Consider the following 12,332-nt stretch of genomic DNA (forward strand, 5'->3'; position numbering starts at 1 on the left):
AAGGTCTGTTCCGTCCAGCTTCCGGATTCGGTGTAATCGTAGAACATGCGCGGAACGCGGCGCTGATAGATGCGGCGCAGGTCTTCGATGTTGGTGATAACGGGCATGGCGGTCCTGCTCGACTGGATGGCAAGGAAGCCTTACCAACAGGGCTTTGGCTGCGCAATCCTGTCCGGCAGCCTTCGGGGTGGTGTGCCCGCCCCTTGAGACGGTCGGCCCCGTGCAGCGCGCGGCCATGCTGCGCGGGCGGGGGCGCCCGCGGCCGCCGCTCAGGCGCGGTGGGCGCCGTCGGTCAGGCTGCGCACGAAGTCCAGGATCTCGCCGACCGGCTTGCCCGCGGCGATCTCGGCCACGATCGCCGATCCCACGACCGCGCCGTCGGCGACGCCCGCGATGGCCTCTGCCGATTCCGGCGTGCGGATGCCGAAGCCCACGATGACCGGCAGATCCGTCTTCGCCTTGATGCGCGCGACCTCGGGGGCCACGTCGGCGGCCTCGGCGGCGGCGGCGCCGGTAATACCGGTGATCGAGACATAATAGACGAAGCCGCTGGTATTCCGCAAAACCATGGGCAGGCGGTCGTCATCGGTCGTGGGCGTGGCCAGCCGGATGAAGTTGAGCCCGGCCGCCTGCGCGGGGACGCACAGCTCGCTGTCTTCTTCGGGCGGCAGATCGACCACGATCAGACCGTCGATACCCGCCTCTTTCGCGTCGCGCAGGAAACGATCCACGCCCCGGCTGTAGATCGGGTTGTAATATCCCATCATCACGATGGGCGTGGTGTCGTCCCCGCGGCGCAGCTCCCGCGCCATCTGCAAGGTCTTCTCCAGCGTCTGCCCGCCCGCCAGTGCGCGCTGACCGGCCAGCTGGATGGTCGGGCCATCGGCCATCGGATCGGTGAAGGGCATTCCCAGTTCGATGATGTCGACACCCGCGCCCGGCAATCCCTTGATCACCTCAAGCGAGGTATCGTAATCGGGATCGCCCGCCATCACATAGGCCACGAAGGCCTTGCGGCCCGCCTGGCGAAGCTCGGCGAATTTGGCGTCGATACGTGTCATGTGGGTTTCCCTCCCCCGGTCTCTGCGGGCGCCACAACAGGGCCCGCCTCGCGGTTTGCGCGATGGGGGCGGGAAAATCAATGGGGCACGGGGCGCGCCGGTCCGTCGGCGCGCGCGGGCGGCGCCGATGCGCGCCTAACGCCGGGGGGGGCGTCCTACGCCGCCGGATTGTCGGCGGAAATCATCCAGCGGGTGCCGAACCGATCCGTCAACGTCCCGAAGGCGGGCGCCCAGAATGTCGGCTCCATCGCCATGCGCACCGTCCCGCCCTCGGCCAGCGCATCGAAGACCGTGCGCGCCTTTTGCGCGGTGGGAAACGACAGATGGATGGAGGCACCCGCCATCGCCTCGCCGTCCCCGCCGACGTTGTCGCTGGCGAAAAGCCAGCCGTCGCCCAGCTTCAGCGCGGCATGCATGACCGCATCCTGCGCGCCCTCCGGCAGGGTGTCGCGCGCCTCCTGCGGCATCTGCGCCGGGGTCATGACCTCAGGTGCGGGGGCGTCGAAGATCTCCGCGTAGCGGCGCATGGCCTCGGCGCAATTGCCGGGAAAGAACAGATAGGGAATCGGCTGCATCGCAATGACCTCCGTGAAAATACGGCGCAAGAATGCCACGTTTCCGGCGTCCGGCAAATGGGCTTGCACCGGAACCCGCCTCTCCTTAGGTAGGCGCGTCATTCCAAGGAGGGCGAAATGGGCTTCAAGACCGGGATCGTGGGCCTGCCGAATGTCGGCAAATCCACGCTGTTCAACGCATTGACCCGCACGGCAGCAGCGCAGGCGGCGAATTTTCCCTTCTGCACGATCGAGCCCAACGTGGGCGAGGTCGCGGTGCCCGATCCGCGGCTGGACACGCTGGCCGGTATCGCCGGGTCAAAGCAGATCATCCCCACCCGGATGACCTTTGTCGACATCGCGGGGCTGGTCAAAGGCGCCAGCAAGGGCGAGGGTCTGGGCAACCAGTTCCTGGCCAACATCCGCGAATGCGATGCCATCGCGCATGTGCTGCGCTGCTTCGAGGACGGCGACGTCACCCATGTCGAGGGCCGCGTGGACCCGGTGGAAGACGCCGAAACCATCGAGACCGAATTGATGCTGGCCGATCTGGAATCGATCGAGCGGCGCTTGCAGAACATCGTCCGCAAGGTGCGCGGCGGCGACAAGGAGGCCGTGCAGCAGGAACGCCTGCTGAAGGCGGCGCAGACCGCCCTGGGTGAAGGCCGCCCCGCGCGCAGCGTCGCCGTCGACGAAGACGACCGGAAGGCATGGAAAGGCCTGCAACTGCTGACCACCAAGCCGATCCTCTACGTCTGCAACGTGTCGGAGGACGACGCGGCCGAAGGCAACGCCCATTCCGCCGCGGTGGAGGAGATGGCCGCCCGCGAAGGTGCGGGGTCGGTCGTGATCAGCGCCAGGATTGAGGAGGAAATCAGCCAGCTCGACCCCGAGGAGGCGGAGATGTTCCTATCGGAAATGGGGCTGGAGGAAGCCGGGCTGACCCGCCTGATCCGCGCGGGCTACGACCTTTTGCACCTGCAGACCTATTTCACCGTCGGCCCGAAGGAAGCCCGCGCCTGGACGATCCGCCACGGCACGCTGGCCCCCCAGGCGGCCGGTGTGATCCACGGCGATTTCGAGCGCGGCTTCATCCGGGCGGAAACCATCGCCTATGAGGATTTCGTGGCCCTGAACGGCGAACAGGGCGCCAAGGACGCGGGCAAGATGCGCAGCGAGGGCAAGACCTATCCGGTCAAGGACGGCGACGTCCTCCATTTCCTGTTCAACACCTGATCGCGACGGGCGACGGACGCCCCCCCTCAGAGGCCGCGGATGGGCCGCAGCTGAGACCGTTCAGCGCCAGCCCGCGAACCGGCGCGGGTTGGGGTTGCCGTCCAGCGCGAACCGCCCCCCGCCATGCGACGATATCAGCGCCAGCATGACGATCAGCGCGATCAGCACGAAAGCCGAGGCGTCTTCCATCATTCCGCTGCAATTCCACATCACCCCTCCGATCAGCACGATGCCGACAATCGCGGACAAGCGGCTGGCAAACCCCAGCAGCAGCGTTGCAGTGACAATGGCCATGGCAATATGGCTCAGCGTCAGCTGGATGCCGCGATCATCACAGATGTAGAAGACATTCTGCTGATTGAGCACCGCGGGCGAAAGCAGCCCGAAGGTCGCCTTCAGTGCCAGCCCGCCGGCCGCCACGATCCGCACGGCATAGAGCACGTAGGACATCACGACCGCCCCTGGCCCCTCTTGTTCGAACTCTCCGAAACGCTCCATGCGATCCCTCCTGGCAGTACATGCGAAAGCGTAGAAATCGCGCGCCCGCAGAGCAACCTCCGATTGCAGAGGGTCCTAAATAATTAAAATTAGATACGTAACTTGTTGCCGTTTTGCATCAGATTCCCTCTTGCCCGCAGCCGCACGCTCCCTCCGGTGCGCGCGGGCGCCGTCGGCCCCTGCCGCGGCGCTTCCCACGCGGCATGGCTCGGAGGGCGCAGGCGGCGCCGCGGCGATGCGCGCGGCAGAGAACCCGTCGAATTCAGGATGTTCCGAACCGCCGCCTGCCCGACACACCGCTCGGCGGCCTGCCGTATACGGCGTCAAGAATCAAAGGCGAGGCTGCCGCAGGGGTCAAATAAAAGGCGCCGCAACGTCATCCCAAGAGAGAAATTGTTGGGAAAACCGCGTTTTTTATGGATAAAAGCTGCAAAATCGGGTTATTCTGCCCAACGGTTGCGACGAGGCCCTCCGTTTATTTCAACATCGAGGGTGGAAATTTTTTGTTTATGGTTATGGAGCGTTCTTTATGAAAGACGACATTGCACAGTCCGACTTTCCCCTCGAAGCGAGCCTTGGGTACCAGATCCGCGCTGCTCACCGAAACTATCAGACCTATCTGATGTCCAAGATCGAACCGCATGGCGTCACGATGGGCATGTGGTATTTCCTCCGCGTGCTCTGGCAGAAGGACGGCCTGACCCAGAGAGAGCTGTCGCGCCGCGTCGGAACGATGGAACCGACCACCCTCGCGGCACTGAAGTCGATGGAGAAAATCGGCTTCGTGCAGCGCGCCCGCGACCCCAAGGATCAGCGCAAGATGATCGTCTGCCTCACCCCCAAGGGGCACGGCCTGCGCGACAAGCTGTCCCGCTACGACCGGCCGGGCGACGAGGACGCCGCGATGGGGCTCTCGGGCGAGGAGCATGAGGTTCTGCGCAACCTGTTGGTGCGCGTGCGCCAAAGCATGGACAGGCAGCGCCAGGGCAGCGGCTCCGCGCTGGTTTCCGCAGCGAACTGACCCCGCCCCCAGCCCCGCCCGGCGGTGCAGGCCCGCGCCGGTCCTCCGCCGCGGGCGCTATCACGCTCCAGACGTTTGCTTTTTCCGGCGAGTCGGCTATTATGTTACCATAATACAACGTCTGACAGGTCGTGACGAGCAGCCATGAACGAATTGAGAACTGCCCAGGCGCCCCTGCGCATGGGCAATGCCAGCAAAAACGACGCGCGATCGCAATTCGCGGCGCTGTGCTACCGCATCCGACAGGAGCGTCCCGAAATCCTGCTGATCACCAGCCGGGGCACCGGGCGCTGGATCATGCCGCGCGGTTGGCCGATGGATGGCAAGACCCCCGCCGAAGCCGCCGCGCAAGAGGCCTGGGAAGAGGCCGGCGTGCGCGGCAAGGTCAAAAGCCTTTGCATCGGGCTCTACGCCTTCAACAAGGAACTGGACACCGGAGAGCGGATGCCCTGCATCGTCGCGGTGTTCCCGCTGAAGGTGAAGACGCTGGCGGATGAGTACCCGGAAGCAGGCCAGCGCCGCCGCCGGTGGTTCCGCCCCAAGGACGCGGCCGCACGCGTGAACGAGCCGGAGCTGAAACAGCTGCTGCGCCACTTCGATCCCGCCGTGCAGGGCTAGCGCGGCCAGCCGCGGCTGACCTCTTTGCCCTTGAACCCGGCAGCATCGCGCCCCCATCTCTGCCACCCGATGACACGGAATCCGGTCCCATGATTCGCTACAGTCTGAAATGCAACGATGGCCACAGCTTCGACAGCTGGTTCAATTCGGCGCAGGCCTTCGACCGGCTGCAGGGCGGCGGGCTGCTCACTTGCGCAGTCTGCGGCTCCGCGGATGTGCGCAAGGCGATCATGGCACCGCGCATCGCGGCAGGCGAGGCGTCGCGCCGCGATGCACCCCCGGCCGCGCCTCAAGGCTCCGGCCCCCGGAATTCCCCGCAGCAAACCCCCGCGCCCCACCCTGCCGCGGTCGCCACGTCTGCATCGCCCGACCGCGCGCGCCTGCGGGCAGATGCCGCCGCGACCCCGATGGAAAAAGCCGTGGCCGAGCTGCGCCGCACGCTTGAGAAACATTCCCAGGACGTCGGGCGCGATTTCCCGCGCGAAGCCCGCCGCATCCACGAGGGCGAGGCCCCCGCGCGCATGATCCACGGCGAGGCCCGGATCGAAGACGCCCGCAGCCTGATCGAAGATGGCATAGAGATCGCCCCCCTGCCCTTCGTGCCCCGGCGCAAGCTCAGCTAAGGCGCGGCCGCCTGCTTCCGCGCGGCACCATTCATTGTCGTGGAAATATCCCCGCCGGAGGCATCGCCCCGCGACAGCGCGGGGCCGACAATCAACCTTGCCCTTCCGCGCGCGCCATCCTATGACACCGGCGGTCAGGAAAGAGAGCTAGATGCCACGTCTGGTGATGAAATTCGGCGGCACATCCGTCGCCACGCTGGATCGCATCCGCCGCGCCGCCAAGCGCGTCGGCGTCGAGGTCGCGAAAGGCTATGAGGTCATCGTCATCGTCTCGGCCATGTCGGGCAAGACGAACGAACTGGTCGGATGGGTCCGCGAAACCTCGCCGCTTTTCGACGCGCGCGAATATGATGCGGTCGTCTCGTCGGGCGAGAATGTCACCGCGGGGCTGATGGCGCTGACCTTGCAGGAAATGGATATCCCCGCGCGCAGCTGGCAGGGCTGGCAGGTGCCGGTGAAAACCACCTCCGCCCATTCCAGCGCCCGGATCGAGGCGATCCCGAGCGACAACCTCGACGCGAAATTTGCCGAGGGCATGAAAGTCGCCGTCGTGGCCGGATTTCAGGGCATCAGCCCCGAGGGGCGCATCACCACGCTGGGGCGCGGCGGCTCGGACACCACCGCGGTCGCCTTCGCCGCCGCTTTCGAGGCCGAGCGTTGCGACATCTACACCGATGTCGATGGCGTCTATACCACCGACCCGCGCATCAGTTCCAAGGCGCGCAAGCTCGACCGGATCGCCTTCGAGGAGATGCTCGAACTGGCCTCGCTCGGCGCCAAGGTGCTTCAGACCCGTTCGGTCGAACTGGCGATGCGCTACCGGGTCCGCCTCCGGGTGCTGTCCAGTTTCGGGGAAATGTCCGATGAGGCGGGAACGCTCGTCTGTGATGAGGAGGATATCGTGGAATCCAACGTAATTTCCGGCGTCGCCTATTCGCGCGACGAGGCGAAGATGACGCTGACTGCGGTGGCCGACCAGCCCGGCATCGCCGCGGCGATCTTCGGGCCGCTCGCGGATGCGGGCGTCAACGTGGACATGATCGTGCAGAACATCTCCGAGGAGGGGCGCACCGACATGACCTTTTCATGCCCCGTCGATCAGGTGCTGCGCGCGGAAAAGGCGATGAACGCCGCCAAGGACCGCGGAGAGCTCGATTTCCATGAGCTGATCGCCGATGAGAACACCTGCAAGGTGTCGGTCGTGGGCATCGGGATGCGCAGCCACGCCGGTGTCGCCAGCCAGATGTTCAAGGCGCTTTCCGACGAGGGCATCAACATCAAGGTCATTACAACCTCCGAGATCAAGATTTCGGTGTTGATCGACCGGAAATACATGGAACTCGCCGTTCAGGCGCTGCATGATGTCTTCGGATTGGAAAAAGCAGCCTGAGGGCCATGTCCCAACAGACCGAGAGCGAATCCCGAAAACTGCTGGGGCGTCTGCGCGATGCCTTGGCCGATCACGGCGAAGGTCAGGAAAGGCTGGATCGGATCACGGCGCTGATCGCCGGGTCGATGGATACCCATGTCTGTTCGATCTACCTGTTCCGCGATGCCGACACGCTGGAACTTTGCGCCACCGAAGGGCTGAACCCCGCCGCCGTGCACCAGACGCGGATGCGTCTGGGCGAGGGGCTGGTCGGGCGCGTGGCCAAGACCGGCCAGCTGGTCAATTCCGCCAACGCCCCGCAGGAACGCGGCTTCCGCTTCATGCCCGAAACCGGCGAGGAAATCTTTACCTCTTTCCTCGGAGTGCCGATCCAGCGGCTGGGCGAGACGCTGGGCGTGCTGGTGGTGCAATCCAAGAACGCGCGCGAATTCTCCGACGATGAGATCTACGCCCTCGAAGTCGTGGCGATGGTGCTGGCCGAAATGACCGAGCTTGGCGCCTTCATGGGCGTGGGCGAAGGAATGACCGCGCGCCACACCCATCAGGTGCTGATCCGCGGCGTCACCGGCCAGGAAGGCGCGGCCGAGGGCCAAGTTTATCTGCATGAGCCGCGCGTCGTGGTCACCAATCCGATCGCAGACGACCCGCACGCGGAACTGGGGCGGCTGCATATCGCGCTCGACAAGTTGCGCCTGTCGGTCGACGACATGATGACGCGGGTGAGCGCGGGCGAAAAGGAACAGATGGAGGTTCTGGAAGCCTACCGCATGTTCGCGAATTCGCGCGGCTGGATGCGCCGCATGGAGGAAGACATCGCCCGCGGCCTGAGCGCCGAGGCGGCGGTGGAAAAGGAACAATCCGCCGCCCGCGCGCGCATGGGAAAGGTGCCCGATCCCTACCTGCGCGAACGGCTGCACGATCTGGACGACCTGTCGAACCGGCTGCTGCGCATCCTGACCGGCCAGGGCCGCGAAACCGGCGCCGAGATGCCCGAAAACCCGATCCTCGTCGCGCGCAACATCGGCCCGGCCGAACTGCTGGATTATGGCCGCAGCCTGAAGGGCGTGGTGCTGGAGGAAGGCTCCGTCGGGTCGCACGCCGCGGTCGTGGCCCGCGCGCTGGCGATCCCGCTGGTGATCAACGCCAAGCGCGTCACCACAGAGGCACTGAACGGCGACGCGATCCTCGTGGACGGCGATCAGGGCCTTGTGCACCTGCGCCCCGAAGACGCCGTCGCCAATGCCTTCCGCGACAAGATCGCGATGCAGGCGCAGGCGCTGCAACGCTACGCCTCGATCCGCGACAAGCCCGCGCGGACGCTCTGCGGCACGGAGATCTCGCTTTACATGAACGCGGGCCTGATGGCCGATCTGCCCTCGCTGGAAGGATCCGGCGCGCTTGGGGTGGGGCTGTTTCGCACCGAACTTCAGTTTCTGGTGCGCAACAAGATGCCCCGCCGCGCCGAGCTGGCGTCGATCTATGCCGGGGTGCTGGATGCGGCCAAGGGCAAGCGCGTGACCTTCCGCACGCTCGACATCGGGTCGGACAAGGTGCTGCCCTACATGAAGCCCACCGAAGAGCCGAACCCCGCGCTGGGCTGGCGCGCGATCCGAGTGGGGCTGCACAAGCCCGGCGTGATGCGGATGCAGTTGCAGGCGCTCATCCGGGCAGCGAACGGGCGCCCGCTGACGGTGATGTTTCCCTTCATCGCACAGCAAGAGGAATTCGTGACCGCGCGCGATCACCTGCTACGCGAGCTGGAGCGGGAACGGAGCCTGGATCACGTCATGCCCAGCTCGGTCGAGATCGGCGCGATGCTGGAGACGCCCTCGCTCGCCTTCGCGCCGCGCAGCTTTTTCGAGATGACGGATTTCCTGTCGATCGGCGGCAACGACCTGAAACAGTTCTTCTTCGCGGCGGATCGCGAGAACGAGCGGGTGCGCCGCCGCTATGACACGCTCAACGTCAGCTTCATGGGCATGATCGAGCACGTCGTGGCGCGATGCGCGGAAACCGGCACCGATCTGTCCTTTTGCGGAGAGGACGCCGGCCGCCCGGTCGAGGCGATCTGCTTGGCCGCGATGGGCCTGCGGTCGCTGTCGATGCGTCCGGCTTCGGTCGGGCCGGTCAAGCATCTGCTGCGGCAGGTCGATCTGGGTCACCTGAAAACGGTGATCGACAGCGCGCGCCAGCAAGGGGCGCAGACCGTGCGCCCGGCGGTGCTTGCCTATCTGGCCAAGACGATCTGAGCTTTCATGAAAGCCACGGCTGGCGTCCGGCGCGTCGGTGGGGCTGAGGGAGGGTCCGGGATGAGGGCCCCCGCCAACGGCGGGTGGCCCTGTGAGACGGCTGTTGATGCGTCGCGGTCCCCGTGACCGGGCCGCGTCGCGCCGTCCGTGTGATCCCGCCCCGATCAAGGAGTACCATCGGGGCGCGCGGGCGTCAGTTGACGGCCGACAGGATCGCGCGGCGCGTGTCGCTGGCGGAATCGTTGCTGGTCAATGCGAATTGCAGCTGCGTCACCTCGGCGGTGGTCAGGCTCGCGGCGTCGACGTTGACCCCGTAGAGCGAAGCTTCCTGAGCGAGGCTTGTCGCCAGCGATCCGGGGACGGCAGCGGCGGCCGCGCCGGCGGTGGCGGCGACGATGGCGAGAGATGCGATGATACGGTTCATGTTGGTCTTCCTTTCAGGGCTGCGTCACCTACGACGCAAACGTCATACGGGGAGTATGGGAATTTCCGTCGGCGTTATTGCTGGACGGATTTGATCGCGTTGGACGCGACCAACGCGCTGTCGGCGCTGTTCAGCGTCAGATAGAGGAACGCCAGATCGTTGCGGTTGAGCTTGGAGGTGTCGACCGAGTAGCCGTAGTTGGCGGCCAGGGTCTGCACGTTCTGCGCAAAGGGGGCCGGCGTGGCGGCTGCGGCGGCACCGACAGCGGCGCCCGAAGCGGCGGCGGCAATGGCGACGGATGCGATAATGCGTTTCATTTCAAAAGATCCTTCTGTCTTCCTACGCACCGGGGTTGGCGCGTCTCTTTTTCTGCGGCTCGTCGGCCGGTGAATGACAGTTAGGCGTGCGAAGTGAGGAATGGAACGCCCTGATTTCTCGACAAAAATTTATAGACGGGGGGACTTGAATTTACCGCGGGCGTCTTTACACGAAACCCACACGCGCAGCACAAGAAACCGAAGCCGCTGTTTTCCCCCGCAAATTTGAACGATGCCTAACAGCCCGCCCTGCCGCGCTGCGGTGGCGACAGATCACCAAAAAAGGCGCGATCACGCGTTCGTTAGTGAATATAGGAACCCACAGGGGCTCGCACAGGGAAGCGTGCAATTATGCACAGTTTGTATTATGTATCCTCTTTCGCGAAAATGCCGACAAGCGCGGCATCCGAGCGGGGATTTCACCCCGGCGCGCGCGCTTTCTCGACCGGCCCGGCGACGCCGTCCCAGGCGCCTTCGTCCAGGGCCAGCGTCAGTATGCGGTCGGGATTGGTGGGGGGCGGAAACCCGACCGCGCCGTTGCGCGCGAAGCCGAAGCGCCCGTAATAGGGCGCGTCACCGATCAGCAGCACCCGCGACCAGCCCCGGGCCCGCGCCCGTGCCAGGCTGTCGGCGATCAGCAGGCCGCCCAGCCCCTCGCCCTGATGGGTCGGGTGCACGGCGACCGGCCCCAGCAGCAGCACGTCACGCCCGCCGATGACCACCGGCCAATACCGGATCGCCCCGCCGAGCGTGCCATCGCCGTCGCGTGCCACCAGGCACAGCGGCGCGACGGGGGGCACGCCATCGCGCAGACGGTAGGAGGAAAGCGCCTCGCGGCCGGGGGCGAAACACAGATCGAACAGCGCCTCCACGTCCCACCAATCCTGTTTGTTCTCTTCGGTCAGCTGGAACACCGGCGACTTTCCCACATTTCGCGCTGGAAACGCTGCTAGCACGACGTTACCCCTTGGGCAAACAAGGAGACCTGCATGTTCTATCGCCCCAAGGACGGCCACGGCCTGCCGCACAACCCGTTCAATGCCATCGTGACGCCGCGCCCCATCGGCTGGATCTCCACGCGCTCGCCCGAGGGTCAGGACAACCTGGCGCCCTATTCCTTCTTCAACGGCATCGCCTACACGCCGCCGCAGGTGATGTTCGCCTCGACCTCGGCCAAGGCGGACCGGCAGCTGGGCAAGGACAGCCTCGACAACATTCGCCAGACCGGCGAATTCTGCGTCAACATCGTGGCCTACGAGCAGCGCGACGCGATGAACGCGACCTCGGGGCTTTACGAACGTGAGGTGGACGAATTCGAACTGGCCGGGATCGAAAGGGCGCCGTGCACCGATATCGCCTGCGCCCGCGTCGCGGCCTCGCCCGCCGCACTGGAATGCCGTCTGGTGCAGATCGTCGATCTGCTGGGCGAGGCCAACCACATGGTCATAGGCGAGGTCGTGGCCGTGCACATCGACGACACGGTAATGAGCGACGGCCTGTTCGACGTGCTGAAATACCAGCCGCTGACCCGCCTGGGATACCGCGATTATTCGCGCGTGACCGAAGTGTTCAGCCTGAAGCGCCCGGGCGAGTGAGGAGAGCGACATGAGCGAGACGATGATCGGCGTGATCGGCGGGTCCGGGCTGTACCAGATCGACGGGCTGGAAGACGCGGAATGGGTGACGGTGGACAGCCCCTGGGGCGCGCCGTCGGATGCGGTGCTGACCGGCACGCTGGGCGGCGTGCGCATGGCCTTCCTGCCGCGCCACGGCCGCGGCCATGTGCATTCGCCAGGCTCCGTGCCCTACCGCGCCAATATCGACGCGTTGAAGCGGCTGGGCGTCACGGATGTCATCAGCATCTCGGCTTGCGGCTCGTTCCGCGAGGAGATGGCGCCGGGTCATTTCGTGATCGTCGATCAGTTCATCGACCGCACCGTCGCGCGGGAAAAATCGTTCTTCGGCGCGGGCTGCGTGGCGCATGTATCGGTGGCGCATCCGACCTGTCCGCGCCTGGGCGACGCCTGCGAACGCGCCGCGCGCGACGCGGGCGTGACGGTGCACCGCGGCGGCACCTATCTGGCGATGGAGGGGCCGCAGTTCTCCTCGCTGGCGGAATCGCGCATGTATCGCGAGGTCTGGGGCTGCGACGTGATCGGCATGACCAACATGCCCGAGGCCAAGCTCGCCCGCGAGGCGGAGCTTTGCTATGCCTCGGTCGCGATGATCACCGATTACGACAGCTGGCATCCCGAGCACGGCGAGGTCGACGTGACCGACATCATCCGCACGCTGACCGGCACGCTGGGCGGCGTGCGCATGGCCTTCCTGCCGCGCCACG

The 12,332-nt window shown here is 65.7% G+C and carries 14 protein-coding genes; 8 read left to right on the top strand and 6 right to left on the bottom strand.

Going from position 1 to position 12,332, the window contains the following annotated elements:
- Positions 1–269: 269 nt before the first annotated feature.
- Positions 270–1,061, bottom strand: coding sequence for a tryptophan synthase subunit alpha (gene trpA, locus ACU0BR_RS05780; RefSeq protein WP_446155897.1), 792 nt, complete (start codon positions 1,059–1,061; stop codon positions 270–272).
- Between the two features lie 155 nt (positions 1,062–1,216).
- The gene (locus ACU0BR_RS05785) at positions 1,217–1,636 is read right to left on the bottom strand and encodes a VOC family protein (RefSeq protein WP_446155898.1); all 420 of its coding nucleotides are present in this window, start codon (positions 1,634–1,636) and stop codon (positions 1,217–1,219) included.
- A 117-nt stretch (positions 1,637–1,753) separates the two neighbouring features.
- Between ACU0BR_RS05785 and ychF the strand changes: the two genes are divergently transcribed.
- Positions 1,754–2,851 (top strand): redox-regulated ATPase YchF, encoded by a 1,098-nt coding sequence (gene ychF, locus ACU0BR_RS05790; protein ID WP_446155899.1) that lies wholly within the window; start codon positions 1,754–1,756, stop codon positions 2,849–2,851.
- A 60-nt stretch (positions 2,852–2,911) separates the two neighbouring features.
- Here ychF and ACU0BR_RS05795 read toward each other — a convergent pair whose 3' ends face one another.
- Positions 2,912–3,349, bottom strand: a complete 438-nt coding sequence (locus ACU0BR_RS05795; RefSeq protein WP_446155900.1) for a hypothetical protein — start codon at positions 3,347–3,349, stop codon at positions 2,912–2,914.
- 529 nt (positions 3,350–3,878) lie between these two features.
- On the opposite strand from ACU0BR_RS05795, the gene ACU0BR_RS05800 reads away from it, so the two are divergent.
- The 5 genes from ACU0BR_RS05800 to ptsP all read left to right on the top strand — a co-directional run bounded on the left by ACU0BR_RS05800 (position 3,879) and on the right by ptsP (position 9,250).
- A complete protein-coding gene (locus ACU0BR_RS05800) occupies positions 3,879–4,370 on the top strand; it encodes a MarR family winged helix-turn-helix transcriptional regulator (RefSeq protein ID WP_446155901.1) in 492 nt (163 codons plus the stop codon).
- Between the two features lie 144 nt (positions 4,371–4,514).
- A complete protein-coding gene (locus ACU0BR_RS05805) occupies positions 4,515–4,988 on the top strand; it encodes an NUDIX hydrolase (RefSeq protein ID WP_446155902.1) in 474 nt (157 codons plus the stop codon).
- Between the two features lie 89 nt (positions 4,989–5,077).
- Positions 5,078–5,611, top strand: a complete 534-nt coding sequence (locus tag ACU0BR_RS05810; protein ID WP_446155903.1) for a DUF1178 family protein — start codon at positions 5,078–5,080, stop codon at positions 5,609–5,611.
- A gap of 151 nt (positions 5,612–5,762) precedes the next feature.
- On the top strand, positions 5,763–7,001 hold the full coding sequence (locus ACU0BR_RS05815; RefSeq protein ID WP_446155904.1) for an aspartate kinase: 1,239 nt from the start codon (positions 5,763–5,765) through the stop codon (positions 6,999–7,001).
- Positions 7,002–7,006: 5 nt separating this feature from the next.
- Positions 7,007–9,250: a phosphoenolpyruvate--protein phosphotransferase gene (ptsP, locus tag ACU0BR_RS05820; RefSeq protein ID WP_446155905.1), complete on the top strand. Its 2,244-nt coding sequence runs from the start codon at positions 7,007–7,009 to the stop codon at positions 9,248–9,250.
- A 193-nt stretch (positions 9,251–9,443) separates the two neighbouring features.
- On the opposite strand, the gene ACU0BR_RS05825 is transcribed toward ptsP, so the two are convergent.
- The 3 genes from ACU0BR_RS05825 to ACU0BR_RS05835 all read right to left on the bottom strand — a co-directional run bounded on the left by ACU0BR_RS05825 (position 9,444) and on the right by ACU0BR_RS05835 (position 10,905).
- Complete coding sequence (locus ACU0BR_RS05825; protein WP_446155906.1) at positions 9,444–9,674, bottom strand: hypothetical protein; 231 nt, start codon at positions 9,672–9,674, stop codon at positions 9,444–9,446.
- A gap of 74 nt (positions 9,675–9,748) precedes the next feature.
- On the bottom strand, positions 9,749–9,991 hold the full coding sequence (locus tag ACU0BR_RS05830; RefSeq protein WP_446155907.1) for a hypothetical protein: 243 nt from the start codon (positions 9,989–9,991) through the stop codon (positions 9,749–9,751).
- Between the two features lie 419 nt (positions 9,992–10,410).
- Positions 10,411–10,905, bottom strand: a complete 495-nt coding sequence (locus tag ACU0BR_RS05835) for a GNAT family N-acetyltransferase (RefSeq protein WP_446155908.1) — start codon at positions 10,903–10,905, stop codon at positions 10,411–10,413.
- A gap of 75 nt (positions 10,906–10,980) precedes the next feature.
- Between ACU0BR_RS05835 and ACU0BR_RS05840 the strand changes: the two genes are divergently transcribed.
- Both ACU0BR_RS05840 and ACU0BR_RS05845 read left to right on the top strand, forming a co-directional pair.
- Complete coding sequence (locus ACU0BR_RS05840) at positions 10,981–11,586, top strand: flavin reductase family protein (protein ID WP_446155909.1); 606 nt, start codon at positions 10,981–10,983, stop codon at positions 11,584–11,586.
- A 10-nt stretch (positions 11,587–11,596) separates the two neighbouring features.
- Positions 11,597–12,332 (top strand): S-methyl-5'-thioadenosine phosphorylase (locus tag ACU0BR_RS05845; RefSeq protein ID WP_446155910.1); only part of this gene is annotated, 736 nt, incomplete at its 3' end.

This window comes from Brevirhabdus sp. (assembly GCF_052826345.1).

Coding starts and splice junctions, on each gene's coding strand:
- ACU0BR_RS05825 (WP_446155906.1), bottom strand. CDS start 9,674: ATGAACCGTATCATCGCATCTCTCGCCATCGTCGCCGCCACCGCCGGC.
- trpA (WP_446155897.1), bottom strand. CDS start 1,061: ATGACACGTATCGACGCCAAATTCGCCGAGCTTCGCCAGGCGGGCCGC.
- ychF (WP_446155899.1), top strand. CDS start 1,754: ATGGGCTTCAAGACCGGGATCGTGGGCCTGCCGAATGTCGGCAAATCC.
- ACU0BR_RS05815 (WP_446155904.1), top strand. CDS start 5,763: ATGCCACGTCTGGTGATGAAATTCGGCGGCACATCCGTCGCCACGCTG.
- ACU0BR_RS05830 (WP_446155907.1), bottom strand. CDS start 9,991: ATGAAACGCATTATCGCATCCGTCGCCATTGCCGCCGCCGCTTCGGGC.
- ACU0BR_RS05805 (WP_446155902.1), top strand. CDS start 4,515: ATGAACGAATTGAGAACTGCCCAGGCGCCCCTGCGCATGGGCAATGCC.
- ACU0BR_RS05795 (WP_446155900.1), bottom strand. CDS start 3,349: ATGGAGCGTTTCGGAGAGTTCGAACAAGAGGGGCCAGGGGCGGTCGTG.
- ptsP (WP_446155905.1), top strand. CDS start 7,007: ATGTCCCAACAGACCGAGAGCGAATCCCGAAAACTGCTGGGGCGTCTG.
- ACU0BR_RS05840 (WP_446155909.1), top strand. CDS start 10,981: ATGTTCTATCGCCCCAAGGACGGCCACGGCCTGCCGCACAACCCGTTC.
- ACU0BR_RS05810 (WP_446155903.1), top strand. CDS start 5,078: ATGATTCGCTACAGTCTGAAATGCAACGATGGCCACAGCTTCGACAGC.
- ACU0BR_RS05800 (WP_446155901.1), top strand. CDS start 3,879: ATGAAAGACGACATTGCACAGTCCGACTTTCCCCTCGAAGCGAGCCTT.
- ACU0BR_RS05785 (WP_446155898.1), bottom strand. CDS start 1,636: ATGCAGCCGATTCCCTATCTGTTCTTTCCCGGCAATTGCGCCGAGGCC.